14 protein-coding genes are annotated in these 22,685 nt (G+C 69.8%); 4 read left to right on the top strand and 10 right to left on the bottom strand.

Going from position 1 to position 22,685, the window contains the following annotated elements:
- Positions 1-30 precede the first annotated feature (30 nt).
- The gene (locus QSK35_RS29540; RefSeq protein ID WP_285750817.1) at positions 31-1,335 is read left to right on the top strand and encodes a hypothetical protein; all 1,305 of its coding nucleotides are present in this window, start codon (positions 31-33) and stop codon (positions 1,333-1,335) included.
- Between the two features lie 25 nt (positions 1,336-1,360).
- A complete protein-coding gene (locus QSK35_RS29535; protein ID WP_285750816.1) occupies positions 1,361-2,416 on the top strand; it encodes a quinone-dependent dihydroorotate dehydrogenase in 1,056 nt (351 codons plus the stop codon).
- Here QSK35_RS29535 and QSK35_RS29530 read toward each other — a convergent pair.
- Entirely contained in the window at positions 2,413-3,318 is a 906-nt protein-coding gene (locus QSK35_RS29530) for an SDR family NAD(P)-dependent oxidoreductase (RefSeq protein ID WP_285750815.1), read from the bottom strand. The two genes, QSK35_RS29535 and QSK35_RS29530, sit on opposite strands and share 4 nt — an antisense overlap.
- A 105-nt stretch (positions 3,319-3,423) precedes the next feature.
- Here QSK35_RS29530 and QSK35_RS29525 point away from each other — a divergent pair, with 105 nt between their 5' ends.
- A complete protein-coding gene (locus QSK35_RS29525) occupies positions 3,424-3,954 on the top strand; it encodes a TetR/AcrR family transcriptional regulator (protein WP_285750814.1) in 531 nt (176 codons plus the stop codon).
- Here QSK35_RS29525 and QSK35_RS29520 read toward each other — a convergent pair.
- The 8 genes from QSK35_RS29520 to QSK35_RS29485 form a co-directional block, all read right to left on the bottom strand.
- Positions 3,933-5,549, bottom strand: a complete 1,617-nt coding sequence (locus QSK35_RS29520) for a cellulase family glycosylhydrolase (protein ID WP_285750813.1) — start codon at positions 5,547-5,549, stop codon at positions 3,933-3,935. The genes QSK35_RS29525 and QSK35_RS29520 overlap by 22 nt on opposite strands.
- Positions 5,506-6,654, bottom strand: coding sequence for a hypothetical protein (locus QSK35_RS29515; protein WP_285750812.1), 1,149 nt, complete (start codon positions 6,652-6,654; stop codon positions 5,506-5,508). Before QSK35_RS29515 ends, QSK35_RS29520 begins: the two co-directional genes overlap by 44 nt.
- A complete protein-coding gene (locus QSK35_RS29510; RefSeq protein WP_285750811.1) occupies positions 6,655-13,662 on the bottom strand; it encodes a non-ribosomal peptide synthetase in 7,008 nt (2,335 codons plus the stop codon).
- Positions 13,663-13,674: 12 nt separating this feature from the next.
- Positions 13,675-16,614, bottom strand: coding sequence for a non-ribosomal peptide synthetase (locus QSK35_RS29505; RefSeq protein WP_285750886.1), 2,940 nt, complete (start codon positions 16,612-16,614; stop codon positions 13,675-13,677).
- Positions 16,615-16,869: 255 nt separating this feature from the next.
- Entirely contained in the window at positions 16,870-18,114 is a 1,245-nt protein-coding gene (locus QSK35_RS29500) for an NAD(P)/FAD-dependent oxidoreductase (RefSeq protein WP_285750810.1), read from the bottom strand.
- Positions 18,111-18,863, bottom strand: a complete 753-nt coding sequence (locus tag QSK35_RS29495; RefSeq protein ID WP_502881734.1) for an amino acid ABC transporter ATP-binding protein — start codon at positions 18,861-18,863, stop codon at positions 18,111-18,113. Before QSK35_RS29495 ends, QSK35_RS29500 begins: the two co-directional genes overlap by 4 nt.
- On the bottom strand, positions 18,860-19,573 hold the full coding sequence (locus QSK35_RS29490) for an amino acid ABC transporter permease (protein ID WP_285750809.1): 714 nt from the start codon (positions 19,571-19,573) through the stop codon (positions 18,860-18,862). Before QSK35_RS29490 ends, QSK35_RS29495 begins: the two co-directional genes overlap by 4 nt.
- A gap of 12 nt (positions 19,574-19,585) precedes the next feature.
- Positions 19,586-20,470, bottom strand: a complete 885-nt coding sequence (locus tag QSK35_RS29485) for a substrate-binding periplasmic protein (RefSeq protein ID WP_285750808.1) — start codon at positions 20,468-20,470, stop codon at positions 19,586-19,588.
- Between the two features lie 130 nt (positions 20,471-20,600).
- Between QSK35_RS29485 and QSK35_RS29480 the strand changes: the two genes are divergently transcribed.
- On the top strand, positions 20,601-21,680 hold the full coding sequence (locus tag QSK35_RS29480) for a CdaR family transcriptional regulator (protein ID WP_285750807.1): 1,080 nt from the start codon (positions 20,601-20,603) through the stop codon (positions 21,678-21,680).
- Here QSK35_RS29480 and QSK35_RS29475 read toward each other — a convergent pair.
- On the bottom strand, positions 21,671-22,684 hold the full coding sequence (locus tag QSK35_RS29475) for a serine hydrolase domain-containing protein (protein WP_285750806.1): 1,014 nt from the start codon (positions 22,682-22,684) through the stop codon (positions 21,671-21,673). The two genes, QSK35_RS29480 and QSK35_RS29475, sit on opposite strands and share 10 nt — an antisense overlap.
- Position 22,685: the final 1 nt, after the last annotated feature.

Raw genomic sequence — 22,685 nt, 5'->3', positions numbered from 1 at the left:
AACGGCGGGTCGGGCGAAGAGGTGAGTGTCATGCGTCGACTGGTGCACGCTGTCATAGCCCTGCTGCTGGTGTTGCCGTTCACCGTGGGATCCGCTGTGGCCGAGTCGCCACCGGCGTGGTTCGTGGACGAGAGCAAGCTGCCGTTCGCGGCGCTGCCCGGCACGGACACCGCGCGGTACTGGGGTGTGCACGGCGGCGCGGGCTACCGGGTCGAGGTGCCGCGCGACTGGAACGGGCGCCTCGTGCTGTGGGCACACGGATATCGCGGCGAGGGACTCGAGCTCACCGTCGACAACGGCCCGCTGCGGCCGTGGCTGGTGACGCACGGCTACGCCTGGGCGGCGTCGAGCTACGCCAGCAACGGGTACGACGTCGCACAGGGCGTCAAGGACACGCACGCGCTGGCGCAGCTGTTCGACGGCCTCGTGGCGCACCCGTCGAAGACCTACCTCGTCGGTGCCTCGATGGGCGGCCACATCACGGCCGCGTCGATCGAGCAGTACCCGCGGGCCTACGACGGCGCGATGCCGGTGTGCGGTGTGCTCGGCGACCACGAGCTGTTCGACTTCTTCCTGGACTACACGCTGGTCGCGCAGAACCTCGCGGGACTCGACGAACAGTTCCCGGTCCAGGAGCCGGCGTGGTCGTCCAGCACGGTTCCGACGATCACGTCCACGCTCGCCGCGGCCTGGCCGAACGGCCTCACCACCGCGGGTGAACACCTGAAGGCGATGACGGAGCTGCGGTCCGGCGGCATCCGCCCGATGTACGACGCCGCCTGGGTCAGCTGGGCGTCGTTCCTGCTCGGGCTGCCCGCGCAGGGCGACGGAACGATGCCGCGCTCGCCGGGCATCGTGGTCGACAACACCGACGCCGTCTACCAGTTCGACACCGATCCCGCGCTCAGCGCCGACGAGCAGGCGCTCAACGACACCGTGCTGAGGGTGGCGCAGGACCCGCAGGGCCGGGTCGACCGCGGGATGGCCAACGTGCCGGTGCTCGACGGCCGCATCACCGTTCCCGTGCTCACCATGCACGACCTCGGCGACCTGTTCGTGCCGTTCTCGATGGAGCAGATCTACGCCCAGCGCGTCGCCGCGCAGGGCCGGTCCGGCCTGCTGGTGCAGCGGGCGATCCGCGGGGTCGGGCACTGCGACTTCACCGCCGCCGAGTTCACCACGGGGTTCACCGATCTCGTGCGGTGGGTCGAGCAGGGCGTCCGGCCCGCGGGTGACACGGTGCTGGACCGCACCGCCGTGGCCGCACCGGCCTACGGCTGCGCGTTCACCACGGCGACCCGGCCGCTCGGCCCGTTCACCGCGCCGTGCCCCTGACGGAAAGCGCTTACCATGTGATGTGGTGAGCAGCTACGAACGGATCGTCCGCCCGGCGCTGTTCCGGGCGGACCCCGAATGGATCCACGACCGCTCGATCCGGTTCGCGCAGCGGGCGGGGTTTCTCGCGCCGTTGCTCGATCGCGTGTTCAGACCCGCGGACGAACGGCTCGCGGTCGACGTCGCCGGGTTGCGCATGCGTTCACCGATCGGTCTTGCGGCCGGTTACGACAAGAACGCGCGGGCGGTGGACCTGTTGGCCGCCCTGGGTTTCGGGCACGTCGAGGTCGGGTCGATCTCGGCGGACCACTCGGACGGCAACCCGCGGCCGCGGCTGTTCCGGCTGCCCGCCCAGGACGCGATCATCGTGTACTACGGGCTGCCCAATGACGGCGCGGACCGGGTCGCCGAGCGCCTCGCGGCGCGCCGGACCCGCGTTCCGGTCGGCGTGAACGTCGTCAACACCAACCGGCGTACCGAGGAGCCGGAGGACGTGATCATCGCCGACTACGTCCGGTCGGTGCGCACGCTGCACGACCACGCCGACTACCTGGTGCTGAACCTGAGCTGCCCCAACACGAGCGACGGCCGCGGGTTCTTCCACGAGCCGCGCAGGCTGAAACTCCTGTTAGAGGGTCTCACGGTTGCGAAGCCGTTGTTCCTCAAGGTGGCGCCGTTCGCCGGGACACCGGAGCTCGACGCGTTCCTGGAGGCGGTCGACGGCTTCGGGCACGTCTCGGGATTCTCGATCAACCTGCCGGCGGGCAAGCCGGAGGGCGTCGTCTCCGACCTGCCCGGCGCGGTGTCCGGGCGGCCCGCCGCGAAGCGGGCCGACGAGACGATTCGCCTGCTGTACCAGCGGATGGACCGGTCTCGGTTCACGATCATCGGCTCCGGCGGCGTGTTCACCGCGGCGGACGCCTACCGCAAGTTCCGGCTCGGCGCGTCCCTGGTGCAGCTGTTCACGTCGCTGGTCTACCGCGGACCGGGTGTGGTCCGGTCGGTGCACGACGGACTCGCCGCGCTGCTGGAGCGCGACGGAGTCCGCCGGATCGCCGACGTGGTGGGCGTGGGCGCCTAACCGGCGAGGGTCTCCTCGGAGACCTTCCACAGGCGGGCGGCCGACTCCGGGTCGAGCGCGTAGGCGGCGACGCCGCGGAACTCGCCCGGCTGGTTCGGCGCCGCGACAGCGCAGTCCTCGAAGTACTTGCCGCCCACGCCCTCCAGCTGCGGCGAGGTGGCGACCAGCACCGACGTGGCCGCGCCCTGCTCGACCGTCTTCCAGCGGAAGCTCGAGCCACGCTCGGCGATGATGCGCTGCAGCACCTCGGGATCCATGTGCCGCTGGAGGTTCGTCGAGATCGCGCCCGGCATCAGCGAGTTGGCGAAGATGCCGTCGGCCGCCCAGCGCCTGGTCGCCTCGACCGCGAACAGAACGTTGGCCGTCTTGCTCTGGCCGTACGCGAGGCCGGGGTCGTACGCGCGCGACTCGAAGTGGATGTCGTCGAAGATCACGTCCGACCGCAGGTGCGCCGCCGAGCTGACCGAGACGATGCGCGCGCCCTCCCGCGCCAGCGCGCGGTAGAGGCCGTTGGTGAGCGCGAAGTGGCCGAGGTGGTTGGTCGCGAACTGCAGCTCCCAGCCCTCGGGCGTACGCCACTCCGGCGTCGCCATGATGCCCGCGTTGTTGACCAGGATGTGCAGCGGACCGTCCCAGTTCGCCGCGAACGCCGCGACCGAAGCCTGGTCCGCGAGGTCGAGCGGGGCGACCTTGACGTTGCCCCCGATGTCGGCGGCGGTGCGCTGACCGGCGGCGATGTCGCGCACCGCCAGCGTCACCTCGGCGCCCGCGCCGGCCAGCGCCCGCGCGGTCTCCACACCGATCCCCGACGAGCCACCGGTGACTACGGCGCGGCGGCCGGTCAGGTCGATCCCGGCCACGACCTCGGCGGCCGTGGACTCAAAGTTGAATTCGGTGGTCATGCTCTCCCCTGCCGTACACTTAAGCGGAGGTTCCTCCGCTACGCGCTCCACACTAAGCGGAGGACCCTCCGTTTTCATTGAGACCTGCGTCACAGGGGGTTATTCGTGCGTGCCGACGCGCAACGCAACCGCGATCGTCTGCTGTCGACCGCGCTCGACGCGTTCACCCGCGACGCCGACGCGACGCTCGAGTCGATCGCCAAGGGCGCGGGTGTCGGCATCGGCACGCTGTACCGGCACTTCCCCACACGCGAGGCGTTGATCGAGGCCGTCTACCGCGCCGAGCTCACGAAGGTGTGCGACGCGGCCTCCGAACTGGTGGCGTCGCTGCCTCCCGACCAGGCGATGCGGGCGTGGATGGACCGCTTCTACGACTACGGGGCGACCAAGCGCGGCATGGCGGACGCGTTGAAGGCGGTCGTGGCGTCCGGCGTGAATCCCTATGCGCAGAGCCGGGCCCTGCTGACGTCGGCGCTGTCGACGTTGCTGGAGGCGATGGGCGTGGACGTCGATCCCGTGGACGTGCTGGCGTCGCTGAGCGGCGTCGCGTTCGCGGCCGGCGAGAAACGCGAGCAGGCTTCCCGGTTGCTCGACCTGCTGGTGGACGGGCTGCGCTACCGGGTTTCCCCGAGCTGAGCGACCCAGGAAGCCAGCTCGCTTCGGGCCCGGTCCGGGTCGCCGCCCGGCCTGTCGGTCACCAGGGCGAAGTGCACGCCGGTGTCCTGAGTGGACAGCCGTAGTCCGCCGTCGATCTCGTACCCGGCATCGGTGACCACGGTCGGCGTCGCGAATGTGCCGGGCAGGCGCAGTTCGGTCACACCACTACCGCGCCACACCAGTACGGCGAACCGGCCGGCGCCGACCAGCTCGCGCACACCCGGTAGGGACGCGGGAATCCGGTTCCACACCAGGTCGCCCGCCCGGTCCTCGTAGGTGAAGGCGATCGTGGTGCCCGCGACCGCGCGCGGGTACACGCGGTCGAGCAGCCGGCGGTCGACGGTGAGCACCGGCTCGCCATCGACCAGGCGTACAGCGGAGAAGTGCTCGGCGTTCATGGCGTCACCGTCGACGCAGACACGATCCGGGTTGTCGTTCTGTAGCTCGTGGTGGCGGCCGTAGTTGATGTCCCAGTGCCACTGGCTGGCGGACAGCACCGGTCCCGACGAGGCCGCCGACGACCACCACGACGCGCCGGGCACGCCCGAGTCCAGGGCCTGGTACATGGCCTTCAGGATCGAGGTCCGGCGCGCGGACGTGATCGGGTGCCCGAACTCGGACACGATCGCGGCGGTGCCGAGCTCCGCGGCACGGGAACGGATGCGGGCGAAGTCCGCGGCGTACTCGCCGTCGCGGGCGTTGCGGGGCTTGAAGATCACCGACTGGGCGCGGGCGTCGTAGAAGTGCGAGTTGAACACGAACCGCGGGCCCAGCGGTGGCAGCGAGGGGAAGCCGCCGGGTTCGGCGAAGAAGCCGACGTTGAGGTTCCAGTACACCAGGGGTTCGACGAACGCGATCTTGTCCGACCAGCCCGCGGCGTCCATCGCGGCGCGGAACTCCTGATAGAACGGCCACAGCCGGTCCCGCTCCCACGACAGCGAGGTCTCGCCGGGCGCATACCGGCCGGCGTACGGCTCGTTCAACGGATCCACGCCGATCACCAGCGCGAAGGCCTCGGGCGACAACCGGGACCGCAGGCCGGCGAGAGCCGCGCCCGCGGCATCGACGAACGCAGCACGAATGCCGGAACGGTTGTGCCAGAAGTCGCGCGTCGCGGACGTGACCGCCGGGTTGTTCTTCATGTTCTGCCCCCAGTGGAAGCAGAACCGGCACCGCGCCGGCGGATACCCCCGCGCGGCCCACGCGGGGGCACCGTCGCCGGTGTAACGGGAACCAGGCCCGAAGAGGTGACGGGAGTACAGGTCCTGGTGGAAGTCCAGGTACGCCATGACTCCCAGGTCCGTGAACGCGGAGAGCTGCGCGGCCACCCCGTCGAGGTACGACTCCGAGATGACGCCGGGCGTGGGTTCGACCCACGCCCACGTCAGCAGGAACCGCACGGCGTTCGCGCCGGTCAGTGACACCATCGCCCGAGCGGACACCGCGGCGTCCGCGGGCGACGCGAACGGCAGGCCGCCGTACTCGGCGAGCTTGGCCGTGCCGGACACGTTGAAGCCGCGCAGCACGACCTCACGACCGCTGGAGTCCCGCAAGATCCCGTCGATCACGCGCATCCGACGACGATAGCGAGGAACACCAGCGGGCCAACAGGATCAGCGCCACGCCGCCGACGCAGTGGAACACACCGAACGCGGGCAGGCCCCACGGCGCCGACAGCAGCAGCCCGGCCAGCTGCTCCCCCACCCCGAACACCAGCCCGAGGTAGAGGATCATGCTCGCCCGGATCTGCCCCAGCCGCTCCACCGGCGCCCGTTCGAGGATCTGCGCGTTGGTGTGGTGGATCCAGTACGCGTTGACGAACGTCAGCACCACGTAGATTCCCATGTGGACAGTCCAGGAACCGGACACGGCACCCGCCACACCACATGCCACCAACAAGAGAGCGAACACGTCGGAACGAACCCGCACGAGCGGCGCCGTCACCCAGAACGCCAGGCCGTAGAAGAACCACGCCAGCGGGAACACCACGGACGCGGGCAGCAGCCGCTGACCCGAGGCGATCACGGCGGCGTACACCATCATCCCGGACAGGGTCGTCAGGAAGACCACCTGCAGCAGGTTCCACGGCCACAGCTCCCTGATCCAGAACACCCGAGCCGCGCCGCCGATCGAGTTGCTCCACTCAAACCGCAGCGATCCGCCGAAAGACCCACGCAGCAACCAGATCACGACCACGCTGGACACCACGTCGAACACCAGCGCGCCCACCAGGGAGTTCATCGCCGCGCAGATCACCGCGGCGAACACCATGGCGCCCTGCGGAGACGTGACCATCTGCAGGATCGCCCCCCGTGAAGCGGACGATCCGTCGGCCAGCAGCCGGTACGCCAGCACCGAGGAAGCACCGACCACGAAGAACCGCAGCCCGGTCCACACCAGCACGAACCCCGGAGACGCGAACGACAGGCAAGCCAGGAACACCACGGCCAGCACGAGTTGAAAGGACTGCAGCAGCGCGAACTTGGCGCCCACGCGCCCGTGGTCGGCCCACACCGCGACCACGAGCGCGCCCAGCACGCCGAGCACCTGCCGTTCCATGCCGAGCAGGCCGACCAGGCCCTCGGACTGCGCCAGCGCCGAGAAGTGCGGCACCAGCAGCAGCCACAGCACGGTCGAGCCGAGCGAGCTCAGCAGGATCGTCGAGAACGTCGCACGCATCTACAGCCCCAGGATCGCTTGCAGCGGAACGGAAACACCGAAGCGGGCTCGCGCCTCGTGCGCGATCCGCAGTGCGGTCAGCGAGTCCACGACACCCTCGACGCGGAACTCGTCCACCAACCCCGGCAGCCACGGCGCCGAGAACGATGCGGAACCTGGCAGGTCGTACCCGTCCCCACCACCGGACGCGGCGGGCAGCGCGGCCACCAGGTCATCGATCGCCAGCGACGACAGCACGGCCTCGTACACCGAGACGACCGTCCGCAGGCCGGCGGCGCCGAGCACCCGCGCCGCCGCGTTGAAGGTGACCTTCAGCCGCGAGGTGAACAGGTCCGCGTTGAACGTCACCAGCAGCGCGAAGTCCGAGTGCTCGAACCACTTCAGGCCGTCGATCACCGGCTCGCCGAGCTGCGAGGAGTACGCGCTGAAGTTGACGAAGTTGAACCCCGTCTCCACCAGCCGCGAACCACCCGAAGCAGCCTGGATGGACGCGTAGGAGAACCGCCGGTGCGGGATCTGGGCGTGGTCGGCCTCGACCACAGCGGCGATCACCGACTCCCACGACCCCGACGCAGGAGCCCGCAGCGGCACGATGTTGAGGAACAGTCCCACCATCCGATCCGCGTCGGGATGCTCCGGCCGGCCATGACCGAACACACCGGTCGTCACGTCGGAGGTACGGCAGATCAGCGACAACGCCCGGAAGTGCACGGCCAGGCACAGGTGCCGCAGCGACACCCCGTGCCTGCGGGCGATCTCCCCGAGCCGCGCGACCTGGTCCTCCTCCAGCACCAGCTCGGCCTCCGCCCACCGCGCGCCGGCCGCGGGCAGCCGGGGCAGCTTCGTGTACGGCGCCCCGGCCAGCGCCGACGTCCAGAACGAACGCGATTCCGTGGACTCCTGGGCCGCGAGCTCAAGTCGCACGTAGTCGCGGTAGGCCAGCGGCGCGTCCTCACCCTCGGACACCGGCAGCCCGGCCAGCGCCCGCCGGTAGTCCTCCAGCAGCCGCGCCATCAGCCCGGAGAAGCTCCAGCCGTCGATGATCGAGTGGTGGAAGCTGACCGACAACGCGAACGACGACTCCGAGGTCCGGTGGACGAAGAACCGCATCAGGGTCGGCGCGCTCCACAGGAAGCCGGTGCTCTTCTCCGCCTCGAACCAGTCGTCCAGCAGCGGTGTCGGATTGTCCACATGCGACAGATCGTGCACGGTCAGGTTCACCGCACCGCGGGTGTGGACCAGCTGCAACGGCCGGGAGAACCCGGACAGCGCGAACGAGGTCCGCAGCACCTCGTGCCGCTCGACCATCGCCGAGATCAGCGACGTCAGCACCGCCTGGTCGAACGGCAGCGCGATCGAGTACCGGATGAGGTCGTGGAACGTGCCCTGCGCCGGGTCGAGATCGGTGTGGAAGATCATGCCGAGCTGCAGCTGGGTCGCCGGGTAGGCGTCATCCAACCCCTTGGGCAACAACGAAAGATCCGCCGCGGACAGCAACGCGAACGGCTCCACACCCACTTCTTCCTCCACCGGAGCCGAGACGACCGAAGCCAGCGAGCGAACCGTCTGCAGCCGCAGCAACTCGTGCAGCGGCACGTCGAACCCGGCCTTGCGCAACGCGCCGACCAGCCGGATGCCCTGCAGCGAGTCGCCGCCGAGCGAGTAGTACGTGTCGTCGATGCCCACCGACGGCACTCCGAGCACCGACCGCCAGATCTCCGCCAGCGCCGACTCGACCTCGTTGCGCGGGGCGACCCGTGACGCCGAGACCACCTGCGCCTCGGGATCCGGCAGCGCCCGGCGGTCGACCTTGCCGTTGATCGTCAACGGCCACGACGGCACCGGCACCAGGAACGACGGCACCATGTACGACGGCAGCCGCTCTCCCAGGTACTCCCGCAGCACATCGGCCGAGGCCGATCCGACGTAGTACCCGGCAAGCGCCTTGGCCCCGGACCGCCGCACGAACGCCTGCACCACAACGGAAGCCACGTCCGGGTGTGAGCTCAGCGCGAACTCGATGTCGCCGATCTCGATCCGGTAGCCCTGGATCTTCACCTGCGCGTCCCCGCGGCCGAGGTACTCGACGTCGCCGCCGGGCAGCCGCCGCGCCAGGTCGCCCGAGCGGTAGACCCGCGTCTCGCCACCACCGAGGTCCAGCGAGACAAAGCGTTTGGCGGTTTCCTCGGGCCGGTTCAGGTAGCCGAGCGCGACACCACCGCCGGCGACCGCGATCTCGCCGGGTGTGCCGAGCGGCACGGGACGGCCCGCGTCGTCGACGATGTACATGCCGAGGTCAGGGATCGGCTCGCCGATCATGCTGCCCGGCGACGACGTGTCCGCCGAGGTCACCGGCCGGTATGTGACGTGCACGGTCGTCTCGGTGATGCCGTACATGTTCACCAGCTGTGGCCCGTTGTCGCCGTAGTGCGCGAACCAGTCGGTGAGCGACGCGAAGTCGAGTGCCTCACCGCCGAAGACCACGTACCGCAGGCTGACGTCGCGGTCCATGATCGCCTGCTTGACCTGCCCGAACGCCGAGGGCGTCTGGTTGAGCACGGTCACCCGTTGCGCGACAAGAAGGTCCGCGAAGTCGTCGACCGAACGCGACACCCAGAACGGCACCACGACCAGGTGGCCGCCGTAGAGCAGCGCGCCCCACAGCTCCCACACCGAGAAGTCGAACGCGAACGAGTGGAACAGCGTCCACGTGTCCTGCTCGGTGAACCCGTACCAGTCCTCGGTCTGGGAGAACAGCCGCAGCACGTTGCCGTGCGTCACCTGCACGCCCTTGGGCTTGCCGGTGGACCCGGACGTGTAGATCACGTAGGCCAGCGCGCCGGCGCCGACCTCGCGATCCACAAAGGACTGACCGACGGCCGGGATTCGGTCGAGGGTGACGCGGTCCGGGAACATCGCGCACACGGCTTTTTCACCGATCAGCACCGCGACGTCGGCGTCCTCGACGGTCGTGCGGATCCGGTCCTCCGGGTAGCCGGGGTCGATCGGGACGTACACCGCGCCCGCCTTGACCACGGCGAGGATGGCGACGACCATCTCCAGGTCGCGCTCGAGCGCCAGCCCGACCAGGTCGCCCACCCCGACGCCGCGGTCCACCAGCGACGCGGCCAGCGCACCGGCCAGCCCGTCCAGCTCGCGGTAGGTGAACGACCGGTCCCCGCACGACACCGCGACCCGGTCACCGTGCTTGCCGACCATCGCCGCGAACCGCGAGCCGAGGCTGCGGCACCCGTCGAGCTCCGCGACGACCGGCCGCGCGATCGGCGGCAGCAGCACCTCCCGTTCCTCCAGGGACAACGGAAGCGTGTCGTGCCACGGTGCCTCGCCGTCGGTCACCAGCGCCTGGAAGCAGCCCAGGTAGTAGCCGAGGTACCGGGCGACCTGCGTGTCGGTGAACCGGCTCGGGTCGTACCCGATGCGGCACTCCCACCCGCCCGCGAACGAGTTCGACCCCACGTACACCACGAGCGGCGCGTTGGTCTGCTCGAAGTACTCCGCCGACACGACGGCGGAACCCGAGTGCACGTGGAAGTTCGTGAAGTTGAAGATGACCTCGAACGCGCTGCCACCGTGCAGCTTCTGGATCTCCGGCAGCGGGAACCACCGGTGCGGCAACAGCTTCTGCTCCTGTTCGAAGCACCGCAGCGCCAGCTCGCGCCACGACCACGACTCGTCCAGCCGCAACCGCAACGGCAGCGTGTTGAGGAACATGCCCAGCGCCCGCTCGGCGTTCTCGACCTCGGGCCGGCCGTTGGTCACGAACCCGGTGACGACGTCCCGCTGGTTCGCGATCAGGCTCAACGCTCGCAGGTGCGCGGCCACGAAGACGCTCTTCACCGGCACGGACCACTCGGCGGCCCGGCGGCGCAGCCCGTCCATCAGCCTGGCGTCCAGCGAAGTCCCGAGCACCTGGACCTCGGACGACCCTGTGCCCGGCCCGAGCCGCGGGATCTCCGTGATCGAGCTGTCCGCCAGCTCGGCCCGCCAGAAGTCGATCTGTTCCGAGGCCGCCGAAGCCGAGGCCTCCAGCTCCGCGTACCGCGCCTGCAGGGACAGCCCGGGAGCCGGATCGAGCGCACCGCCGTCCAGCAAGGTCAGGTATGCGCGGCTGAACTCCTCGACCAGCGTCGCGACACTCCAGCCGTCAAGGATGGCGTGGTGGAAGCTGAACCCGAACACCACCCGGTCCGGCGCGGTCTCGAAGAACCGCACCCGGTACGCGGGCGCGACCGTCGGGTCCACCGGACGCCGCTTCTCCGCCAACGCCCACGCCGCGGGATCCCCCGACACCACCCCGACGGGGTACTCGGTCACGTCCTCGACGACCATCCGGTCGACGTCGAACCGCGCCCGCAGCACGGGATGCCGTGCCGCGAGCCACTCCCACGCGGCCACCAGAGCCGCGGCGTCCACCCGCGGCACGGCGATCTCGTAGCGGAAGATGTCGTGGTAGACGGGAACATCCGTCTCCAGCGAGCTGTGGTACATCATGCCGATCTGCAAGGCGGAAGCGGGCCACGACGAAGCGTCCTCTTCGGACACAACGGCCACGGACGCCGGCCGCACCACGGACGCGAGATCCGCGAGCCGCTGGTGCGCGAACACGTCGCCGACCGTCGCCTCGTATCCGGCCTCCCGCAGCGCCGCCACGACCCGGATGCCCAGGATCGAGTCACCGCCGAGCGTGAAGAACCCGTCCGAGGCACCGACCCGCGACACCCCGAGCACATCGCCCCAGATGCCGGCCAGCAACCGTTCCACGTCAGTCGACGGTTCGACGAACTCGGCGCTCTCGCGCGTGGGCCGCGGCAATGACGACAGGTCGCGCTTTCCATTGTGGTTGGCCGGAATCGCGGGCACCGGCACCACGAACGACGGCACCATGTACGACGGCAGCTCGGCCGCGAGCGCGGCCCGCAGGAAGCCCTCGTCGAACGACCCGACCACGTACGCGCACAGCGTCTCACCATCGAGGGCCGTGACCGCGCATTCGGTTATGCCTTGCACACGCGTGGCGACGTGCTCGATCTCGCCCAGCTCGATCCGGTACCCGCGGATCTTGACCTGCGTGTCGAGCCGCCCCAGGTACTCGATCTCCCCGTCGGGCAGCCACCGCGCCAGGTCGCCGGTCCGGTAGTGCCGCTCGCCGTCCAGCACGACGAACCGCTCGGCCGTCAGCTCCGGCGCGTGCAGGTACCCGCGGGCGAGCCCGACGCCGGCGATGCACAGCTCCCCCGGCACACCGATCGGTGCCACCGCACCCGACCGCGTCCGCACGGACAACGTGATGTTGTCGATCGGCTTGCCGATCGGCACCGACCGCGTGGAATCCGTTGCCACACAGTCGAAGTAGCTCACGTCGACCGCCGCCTCGGTCGGCCCGTACAGGTTGACCAGCCGGGCCGAGGGCAACCGCGTGCGGAAGGCGGAGACGTGCGACGACGCCAGCGCCTCACCGCTCGCGAACACCGTCCGCAGCGAGGACAGCAGCGAGGCGCCGGCGTTGTAGGTGAGGAACGCCTGCAGCATCGTCGGGACGAAGTGCATGGTCGTGGCGCCGGTCTCGGCGATCCGGACCGCGATCCGCTCCGGATCGCGCTCCTCGCCGTTGGGCAGCGTCGCCACGGACGCGCCCGCGATCGACCACCAGAAGATCTCCCACACCGACACGTCGAACGTGAACGGCGTCTTGTGCAGGATCACGTCGTCGGACGTCAGCGGGTAGGCCCGCTGCATCCACCACAGCCGGTTGACGATCGCGCGGTGCTCGATCACCACACCCTTGGGCCGCCCGGTCGAACCGGACGTGTAGATCACGTAGCAGGCATCGGACGGACCGGTCACCGGCGGCAGGTCGGTGTCGTCGGCGTCCCAGTTCCGCAGGTCCGACAGGTCCAGCACGGTCCGCGAACCCAGCACCGGGATCGTCGTCGGCGTGGCGAGCACGAGCGCGGTTCCGCTGTGCTCCAACAGGTATTCGATGCGGTTGGCCGGCAGGGTCGGGTCGACCGGCAGGTACGCGCCGCCCGCCTTGAGCACGGCGTAGATCGCGGTCAGCATCATCGCCGACCGCGGCACGCACACGCCGACGATGCTGCCCGCGCCCACCCCGCGGTCGCGCAACGTGCGCGCCAGCCGGTTGGCCGCCAGGTTGAGCTGCGCGTACGTCGTGCCGTCGTCGACGATCGCGACGTCGTCGGGGTGCGTGCGCGCCCGCTCCTCCAGGAACGAGTGCAGCAGCCGGTCCGCCGGGAACTCCGCGGCCGTCTCGTTGAACCCGGCCAGCAGCTCCAACTCGGCATCGGTCGGCGCGAGCAGCTCACCGATCACGACCGAGGGGTTCGTCGTGATCGTCTGCAGAACGTGTCGATACACGCCGAGGAGCCGCTGTGCGGTCGTGTCGGTGAACAGCACCGGGTCGTAGCGCAACGTGATCCGCGCCGGGTCGGTGCAGAGCGTGAACAGCAGTGGCGCACCGGCCGCGTCCGCGTCGGCACCGTCCAGGTCACCGTCCACACCGGACATGAAGTCCGACGGCCGCGCGCCCGCCCGGTCCAGCAGCACCTGAACCGGCACATCTGAGTGCGGTTCGGCGGCCAGGAAGGCCGCCCGCACCGCGCCGAGCAGCCGCTTGCCGGTCAGCTCCGGCCCGACCGTGACGTCGACCGGCACCGCGCGGTTGGGCTTGGAGAACTTCAGCGACGGCACGAACGCGACCACGTCCGCCCGGTCGGTACTCCGAGCGGCCACCACCGACACGACGGCGGCGGCGACGACTCTGAGCAGCAACGGATCACCGTTGGTCAGCCGCAGCAACGCGGTGGCGTCGAAGTCCTCGGCGATGGTGATGGGTTCGCCGGCGCCGGGACGCAGGTGGTCGCGGACCAGGACGACCGGTTCGGTCCACGTCCCCAGCCGCTCGGTCCAGTGCTGTTCCTGTGCCGGATGGGCACGAAGTGCTTGCTGCGCCTGCAATGCGCTGGTCATCGGATTCTCTCGTCAGAAAGTGAAGTCGGCGTGGGCGGATGTGGTGGTGGCGAGCGCGGCTTGCCGGAACACCGGGTTGTCCGGGGTCCGCAGCAGCTCGTCGACCAGCTCGGTCACGCGGTCGAGCAGGTACTCGGCCGACGCCGTGGCGAACAGGGAGGTGTTGTGCTCGAGCTCCAGCAGGAACCCGCCGGACCGCGGATAGGCCTGGAGGTTGAGGTCGAACCGGCACGAGCCGTGGTGCGGCAGCTCGACGTCCACGCGCAGCCCGCCGCGCTCGAACGTCTCGAAGCCGATGTTCTGCAACGCGAAGAACGCGTCCAGCAGCGGCAACCGGCTCGGGTCGCGCGGCAGCCGCAGCGCGCGGACGACGTCCTCGAACGGAACCGCCTGGTGCTCCAGGGCTTCCGCGTGCCGCCGATGCACGGCCGCCACCAGGTCATCGAGCGTCGCGGTCTCGCCGACCTGGATCCGCAGCCCGGCGGTGTTGACGAACATCCCGACCACGGCGTCGAAATCGGGGTGCACGCGGCCGCTCATCGGGCTGCCGACAACGATGTCGGACTGACCGGAGAGCCGCATCAGCACCGCGGTGTACGCGCTGAGCAGCACGACGAAGTCGGTCGTCCCGGCCCGCGCCGCGATCTCCGAAACCGGCCCGCAGCTCCGGCGGACGACCGCGCCGACCGCCTTCCGCACGGCCGGACGCGGATGGTCGGTCGGCAGGTCGAGCCGCGGCGGGTCCCGCAGCACGTCCAGCCAGTACGTGCCGTCAAAATTCTCATCAGCGAACCACTGCGCGGCGTCCGCGTACCGCCACTTCGGTGCCGCCACCGCGACCCCGGCCAGCAGGTCGGCCAACTCCGACACCAGCGTCCGCAGGGACACGCCGTCGAACACAATGTGGTGAACGTCGAGGTAGAGCCGGTGATGCGCGTGGTCCATGCGCACCAGCCGGGCTCGCATCAAAGGCCCGCTGCCGAGGTCGAACGGCCGGACGAACCCGTCTTCCTGCTGTGACTCGACGAGTTCGAACGACGGCGAGTCCGCCACCTGCCGCACACCGTCCGATGTGGACACGAACCGCATACGCAGCGCGTCGTGCCGGTCGACCAACTCGGTCAGGGCGTCGCGAACCTGCCGCGCGTTCAGCGGTCCCGTGATGTCCAGCCGGACCGGCACGTTGTAGGCGACCGAGGCGGCGTCGACCTGCCAGCTCGTGTACAGGCCGCGCTGCTGGGGGTGCAACACGGACGGGCCCTCCGGCGCGGCCACGATCGGCCGGAGTGACCGGACCTGCGCCCGTTCGACGGCCTGGGCCATCGCGGCGAGCGTCCGGTGTTCGAAGACCTCGCGATACGGCAGGTCGACGCCGAGCCGGCCGATCAGCCGGCCCGCCGCCAGCGAGTTGCCGCCCAGCGCGAAGAAGTCGTCCTCCGGCTCGACGCGCGCAACGCCCAGGATCTCGGCCCACAGCAGCGCGAGCTGCCGCAGTGACTCGGGCAGGTCCGCGTGGTCGTCGGTTTCGGCGACCACCGCGGGCAGCCGAGCCTTGTCGACCTTGCCGTTCGGGTTGAGCGGCAAGCGATCCAGGACGACGACGTGCTGCGGCCGCATGTAGTCCGGGAGTCGCGCGGCGAGCTCGGCCCGCAGATCCGTGCCGGGTCCGAGCACGGTGTACGCGACGAGGAACTTTCCCGCCTCGCCGGACCGGACGACCACGCAGCCGTCGCGAACGCCGGCGCAGCTCAGCAGAACCGCCTCGACCTCCTTGACCTCCACCCGGTGCCCGCGGATCTTGACCTGGTCGTCGATCCGCCCGTGGAACCGGATGAGGCCGGTGTCGTCGACGCTGACGCGGTCACCGGTCCGGTAGTACCGCTCGCCGTCGATCACGACGAACTTCTCGGCCGTCAGATCGGGGTTGTTCAGGTATCCCCTGGCCAGCCCGGCACCGCCGGTGTAGAGCTCGCCGGTTCGACTTGGCCGGCGCCGCTCGTCGAGCACCAGCACGGTGGTGCCGTTGATCGGCCGCCCGATCGGGATGTCGCCCGTACCGGGCTGGATCTCGTGCGTCGTGGTGAAAGTGGTGTTCTCGGTCGGCCCGTACCCGTTGATCACGCGGATCGACGGGTCGAGCCGCTCGACGTGGCGGCGATGCACCACGTCCCCGCCGACGAGTAACGCGCGCAGGCCGGTGAACACCGACGGGTCCTGCTCGACGATCTGCCCGAACAGCGGCGCGGTCAGCCACATGACCGTGATGCCGTTGTCCCGCAACGCCTTCTTCAGGTTCGCCGCGACGACCAGCGTCTCCTTGCCCGCCACGTGCAGCGTCGCGCCGTTGAGCAGGCAGCCCCAGATCTCGAACGTCGCCGCGTCGAACTCCAGCGCGCCGGTGAGCAGCAGCCGATCGGTTTCGCCCAGCTGGAAGAAGTCGCTGTCCCTGACGAGCCGGACGATCCCGGCCTGCTCGATCAGCACGCCCTTCGGCCGCCCGGTCGAACCGGACGTGTACATGACGTACGCGAGCGGCGAGCCGTCCCGTGGCGCGACCTCCCACGGTTCATCGGACTCCAACTCCGCCAGAGTCACGCCACCCGGCAGCGTCATCCCGTCGCCGCACACCACCAGCACCGGGTCGCTGTCAGCGATCATGTGCGCGATGCGCTCAGCCGGGAAGCCGGGGTTGATCGGCAGGTACGCCCCGCCGGCCAGCACGATCGCCAGCGTGCACACGACGGCGTCCGCCGAACGTTCGAACGCCATTGCGACAATCGTTTCGCGCCCCACTCCGCGTGATACCAGTCCGGCCGCTATTCGGCCAGCCCTTTCATAGAGCTCCCGATACGTGAGACGCTGCCCGTCATCGACCAGAGCGACCGAATCCGGACAACGGGACACCTGTGCCAGAAATAGATCCTCGAGGAGCGGATGCTCATCCACCGGCATTTCCGCCGCGCCCATCCCCAAACGCCTTTCGAAAGGACCAAGAGGTGTGGCAGACCGCACCACCACACACGATGAAGATCGTCCCCCGACCGATCGCGACGGAGGCTAGCGATCCCCAAAACGGTCCACAACTCGCCGTGATTCCGACCACAGCGCGCCGAAAGTGTGTATCAGGAATGTTTTCCCAGTAAATCTTCGAGGCCATACTGAATGACGCCACACGGTCGCCACACGGAAGAAGTTAGGCCGAAAGTCCTAACGAAAACGGAAGGCGTTCAGCACAGCGGGACGTATTCCCGACACGACGTAGTCGACGAGCGCGCGTCCGGTAGCGGGCCCGAGCGTGACGCCGAGCATGCCGTGGCCGGTGGCGACGTAGACGTTGTCGTGGCCTGGCGCCTGGTCGATCACCGGCAGCCCGTCGGCAAGGAACGGCCGGCCGCCGACCCACGGGTCGCGGATGCGGCGCGGCAGGTCCTCGGGGTCGTCGAACCACTCGCCGAGGTAGTGCGTGCTGGCCTGGGCGATCGCCACGATGCGGCGCCAGTCGAGCTTGCGGTTGTTGCCGCTGAGCTCCATCGTCCCGGCGATGCGCGTGGAGCCGTTCATCGGTGACGCGACCACCCGGCGGTCACCGAGGTACAGGGCGTGGGCGGGCGCCGGGTCGAGGTCGACGGTGAAGCTGTATCCCTTGCCCGCCTGCATGGACAGCCGCACATCGAGCGACGCGAGCAGCGGCTGCGACCACATGCCCGCGGCGACGACGACCCCGTCGCACCACAGTTCGCCCTCGGTCGTCCTCAGTCCGATCACCCTGCCGCGGGCGCGGAGGAACCCGGTGACGCCGACGTTCTCGCGAACCTGGCCGCCGAGGTTCTTCACCGACTGCGCCAGCGACTCGACCAGCCGCACCGGATCCACGACACCCTCGCCGGGCACCAGGTACGACGCGCGCACCCCCGGCGACAGCGCCGGGTCGAGCAGCCGCGCCTCGGGCCCGGTGGTCACGTCGTCGGGCACGGTGTAGCCGGCCATCGACCGCTGCACCTCCAAGTGGTGCCCCGCCTCGGCCTCGGACAGGAAGGCGTGCACGAGCCCCGGCCGGGTCAGCGTCGTCTCGACACCCTGCTCGGCCAGCTCCGCGTAGAGGTCGAACGTCGGCCGGTTCAGCTCGGCCACGGCGAAGTACCCGCGGCGGAACGCCGCCTCGGAACTGTTGCGCCACAAGCGCCACAGCCATGCGAGGAACCGCGGGTCGAACCGGGGCCGCAGGTACAGCGGCGACTCCGGTCGGCCCAGCGACCGCAACGCGTAGTTCGTGACGCCGGGCGACGGCACCGGCGCCGAGTGGCTCAGGCACACCCACCCGGCATTGCCCCACGACGCACCCGAGCCGAGCGACGCCCGTTCGACGACCTCGACCTCGATCCCCGCGGTGGCCAGGTAGTGCGCGACGCACAGCCCGACGACCCCGCCCCCCACGACGACGACCGGGCTCATGATCCCTCGCGCGAGAAGTGGGTGAGGAACTCGCGGGTGCGCTGCTCGCGCGGGCTGCCGAGCACCTGCCGCGGCTCGCCCTCCTCGACGATCCGGCCGCCGTCGACGAACACGACGTGGTGCGCGACATCCCCGGCGAACGCCAGTTCGTGCGTCACCAGCACCATCGTCATGCCGTCGGCCGCGAGCTCCTGCATCACCTTGAGCACCTCTCCGGTCGACTCGGGGTCCAGCGACGACGTCGGTTCGTCGAACAGCAGCACGGACGGCTTGAGCGCCAGGGCCCGTGCGATCGCCACGCGCTGCTGTTCGCCGCCGGACATCTGCTCGGGATAGGCGGTGGCACGATGGGCGAGCCGCACCCGGCGGAGCAGCTCGACGGCCCGGCGCAGCGCCTCGTCCTCGGCCACCCCGGCATCGAGCGGCGCGAGCATCACGTTCTCGACGGCCGTCAGGTGCGGGAACAGGTTGAAGCGCTGGAACACCATGCCCACGCTCCGCCGCAGCTTCGGCAGGTCGCGGCACACCACCCCGTCCTCGAAGATCGGCGTGCCGTTCACGTCGATCCGCCCGCGGTCCGGTTGCTCGAGCAGGTTCAGGCAGCGCAGCAGGGTGGTCTTGCCGCCACCGCTCTGCCCGATGATCGCCGTGATGGTTCCACTGTGGACGGACAACGACACGTCGTCGAGCACGAGCCGGCCGCTGAACGACTTGCTCAGCCCCTTGATCGTCAGCACCTCTGAAGTCACGCCGGCACCTCCAGCAGTGCCCGTGCGGCGCGCAGCCGGCGCCTGCGCCTGGCCGACAGCGGTACCCCGGCGTGCATCCTTCGTTCGAACCACAGCAGCCCCTGGGAGAGCGGGTAACACAGGACGAAGTAGATCGCCGCGATCACGAGGTACACCTCGAGCGCGCGGAACGTGGCCGAAGTGATCAGCCGGCCCTGCGACATCAGCTCGGCCGCGGAGATCGTCACGAGCAGCGACGTGGACTTCAGCAGGTCCACCAGCATCGTGTTCGTGCCGGGCAACGCGAGCCGCATCGCCTGCGGGAAAACGACTTTCGCGAACGTGCTGAGCGTGCCCATGCCGAGCGCCTCGGCCGCCTCGCGCTGGCCGCCGTGCACGCCGTTGATCGCGGAACGGAAGATCTCCGACAGGTAGGCGGCGTAGAAGACGACGAGGCTGAGCGTGCCCGCCTGGAACGCGTCGAGCTTCAGCCCGACCGAGCCGAGCCCGAAGTAGGTCAGGAAGATCACCGCGAGCAGCGGCACGTTCTTGAAGATCTCGGTGTACAGCAACGCCGGGACCCGCATGAGCCGCGTGCGCCCCAGCCGCAGCAACGCGACCGCGAGGCCGAGCAGTGCCGCGCCGACGAACCCGACCACGGTGTACGACAGGGTTTTCAGCAACCCCTCCCACAGGTCGGCGGAGTACTCCGACCACGGAACCTGGAACATGGTCACTCCCCCTCAGATGGTCGGCGGTTGCCAGTCGGCGGGCCGGTCGACGCCCCGGCGCAGCGGCGCGATGTGCGGTGCGGGCTTGAGGAACTGGTCCGGGTCGCCGCCGTACTTCCTGATCAGCTCGGTCAGCTCACCGCTGGCGTACATCGCCCGGATCTCCTTGGAGATCGCCTGTTCCAGCGCGGTCGCCTGCTTGGGCAGGTAGAAGCTCGTCATGTACGACCGGAAGTACTCGTACGCCGGCTTCGCCTTGATGTCCTCGTCGGTCGGCGGCGTCAGGTACTGCGTCTTCAACGCCAGCTCCGGCCGGGCCTTCTGCGCGGCGATGATGATCAGCGGGTCGAGGAAGCCGACGTCGGTTCTTCCCGCGCCGAGATCGTCGATCACGCCGTTGCCGTCCGGGTACGCCTGCAGCTGCGCGCCGGGCACCGCCTGGATCGACTTGACCCACACGTAGCCCTCGACCGTGGCGAGCCGCTTGCCCTCCAGGTCGGAGATCGCCTTGTACTGCTTGTCCGACTTCACCGCCATCGCGGGCGGCGAGTAGTAGGGCGGATCCGTGAACAGGCCCTGCTTCTGCCGGTCGGCCGACCACGCGACGCCGCCGATGGTGATGTCCACGCGGCGCGACTGGACGCCGGCGAGCATGCCCGCGAAGTCGGTGACCTCGGGCTCGACGCGCAGCTTCAGCTTCTCCGCGACCTTGTTCAGGACGTCGCTGTCGAGTCCGGTCAGCTTGCGGTCCTTGTAGTCGGTGTACGGCGCGTACGGCTGGATGGCGACCTTGAGGACACCGGGTTCGATGGTGCCGAGGTCACCCGCGGTGGAGGCGTTGGACGAACAACCGGTCACCGCGGCGGCGACCAGCAGCAAGACAGCTGTTCTCGACATGGCACCCGTCCCTGGCTCGCTACTCGCTATGAGGTGGACCACACGCTAGGCGGCCCATTACCCCAGGTCACTGGTCGTCTCAACCAGAACTTCCTGGTTGTTTACCGCCGTCAGCTGTACGGTTCGTACAGTGAGCCTCACGCCCTCGATCGCCCACGAGATCGCGGTGGACACCAGCGCGATCATCGGCTTCAACGTGCTGATCACCGACCGGGACGGCATCGTGATCGGCAGCGGCGACCCCGCCCGCGTCGGCAGCTTCCACGAAGCGTCCATCGAGGTCGTCAAGACGTTGCGCGCCATGGCACACGACCTCGCGGCGGCCCGGAAACTGACCGGCGTCGAGCCGGGATGCACGCTGCCGCTCGTGCTCAACGGCGAGGCCGTCGGCACGGTCGGCATCACCGGCTCGCCAGACCAGGTCGAGCGCTTCGGCCGGCTGGTGCGCAACCAGACCGAGATCCTGCTGCGCGAGTCGGTCCTGTTGTCCTCCAGGCTGTTCCGCGAGAAGGCCGTGGAAGACCTGCTGCGCGACGTCGCGCACTACGACCGCGACACCGCCGAGCCGGACCTGCTCGCGTTCCGCGCGGCCGAGCTCGGCTACGACCTGCGCCTGCGGCGGGTGGCCGTCGTCGTCGAGTCCGCGGCCGATCCCGCGCGCGTGCTGCGGCAGCTGCGGCGGGTGTTCGACGATCCGCAGGACGTCGTCGGCAGCACCGGATCGGGCCGGTTCGTGGTGCTACACAGGGAGAAGGGTCCGATTCCCGAGCTGGGCTTCGACTGTGCTGCCGGCATCGGGTCGGCCGCGTCCTCGGTCACCGGGCTGCACGACTCCCACCAGGACGCGTCGACCGCGTTGTACCTCGCGGCCCGGCTGCCCGGCGTGGCGAAGGTCGTGCACATCGACGACGTGCGCGTGCCCGAGCTCGTCGCCGCCGCGGGCCAGCAGACGCGGGCCAGGTTCGCCCGCGTGCTGCTCGGTCCACTTCGGACACAGCACGACTGGCCCGTGCTGCGGCAGACGATCGTGTCGTGGTGCGAGTCCGGACTGCACCTCGTCCGCGCGGCGGCCGATCTGCGGGTGCACCGCAACACGCTGGTGTACCGGCTGGCCAAGATCGACGAGCTGACCGGGCACAGCACTCGCGACGCCCGCTTCGTGCTGAAGCTCTACCTGGCGAGCGTCGCGGACCTGCTCGATCAGCCGTAGATCGCGTCCAGCAACGGCCACCAGCGCGGGTCGCCGCCCACCGGGCCGAGGATGATCCGGTTCGTCACGTACGCGAACCCGATGCCGAGGTCGGGGTCGGCGAACGCGAGCGACCCGCCCGCGCCGGGATGCCCGAACGCCCGCGCGTTCGGTGAGAAGGCGCGGAGCTCGTTGGGCAGCATGTAACCCAGGCCGAACCGGGTGTTGCCCTCCAGGATCTCGTCGTGGCCTTCGCTGTGCGGCCGGATCGCCTCGGCGAGCACGCCTGGGGACAGCAACCCGTCCATGCGGCCGTACAACTCGGCGAGCGCGCGGGCGGTGGCATGGCCGTTGGCCGCGGGAATCTGCGCCCGCCGCCACGATTCGGTGTTGACGATGCCGGGCGTGCCGAGGGTGGGCGGGTTCTGGAACGCCCTGGCGGCGAGCAGGCCCGGGCTGAACGAGTTCTCGGTGATCTCCGGCGGCAGCACGTCCAGCACGCGACCCTCCACTTCGGACGGCAGCCCGATGAACAGGTCGGCGACGCCGAGCTCCCCGACGAGGTCGCGCACCTCCTTGCCGGTGATCCGCCGCAGCACCTCCCCGACCAGCCAGCCGAACATCAGCGCGTGGTAGCCGTGCCGCGTTCCCGGCTCCCACCACGGCTCCTGGGCGGCGAGCGCGGACGTCATCACGTCCCAGTCGAACAGGCCGCCCGGCGGCAGATCCTCGCGGACTGCGGGCAGACCCGCCTGGTGGTTCAGCACCTGCGCGACCGTGACGTCCGCCTGGAACTCCGGCCAGTACCGGGACATCCGCGCGTCCAGGTCCAACAGACCGCGGTCCACCAGGACGTGGGCGACGGTGGCCACCACGCCCTTCGTGACCGAGTAGACGTTGACCAGGGTGTCGCGTTCCCACCCCTCCCCCTGCCACACGTCCACGACCGTGCGGCCGCCCTCGGTGATCGCCAGGGCGCCGGGCCCGGTCTGCCGGAAGGCTTCGACGATGCGGTCGACGTTCATG

Source organism: Lentzea sp. NBRC 105346, assembly GCF_030269605.1.
Classification (GTDB): Bacteria; Actinomycetota; Actinomycetes; order Mycobacteriales; family Pseudonocardiaceae; genus Lentzea.
This window is presented reverse-complemented; position numbering and strand designations above follow the sequence as displayed.

Bases quoted from the DNA above. Each gene is read 5' to 3' on its own strand.
- QSK35_RS29520 (WP_285750813.1), bottom strand. From the start codon at position 5,549: ATGCGCGTGATCGACGGGATCTTGCGGGACTCCAGCGGTCGTGAGGTC.
- QSK35_RS29500 (WP_285750810.1), bottom strand. From the start codon at position 18,114: ATGAGCCCGGTCGTCGTCGTGGGGGGCGGGGTCGTCGGGCTGTGCGTC.
- QSK35_RS29510 (WP_285750811.1), bottom strand. From the start codon at position 13,662: ATGACCAGCGCATTGCAGGCGCAGCAAGCACTTCGTGCCCATCCGGCA.
- QSK35_RS29485 (WP_285750808.1), bottom strand. From the start codon at position 20,470: ATGTCGAGAACAGCTGTCTTGCTGCTGGTCGCCGCCGCGGTGACCGGT.
- QSK35_RS29515 (WP_285750812.1), bottom strand. From the start codon at position 6,654: ATGCGTGCGACGTTCTCGACGATCCTGCTGAGCTCGCTCGGCTCGACC.
- QSK35_RS29530 (WP_285750815.1), bottom strand. From the start codon at position 3,318: ATGACCACCGAATTCAACTTTGAGTCCACGGCCGCCGAGGTCGTGGCC.
- QSK35_RS29505 (WP_285750886.1), bottom strand. From the start codon at position 16,614: ATGCCGGTGGATGAGCATCCGCTCCTCGAGGATCTATTTCTGGCACAG.
- QSK35_RS29475 (WP_285750806.1), bottom strand. From the start codon at position 22,684: ATGAACGTCGACCGCATCGTCGAAGCCTTCCGGCAGACCGGGCCCGGC.
- QSK35_RS29490 (WP_285750809.1), bottom strand. From the start codon at position 19,573: ATGTTCCAGGTTCCGTGGTCGGAGTACTCCGCCGACCTGTGGGAGGGG.
- QSK35_RS29540 (WP_285750817.1), top strand. From the start codon at position 31: ATGCGTCGACTGGTGCACGCTGTCATAGCCCTGCTGCTGGTGTTGCCG.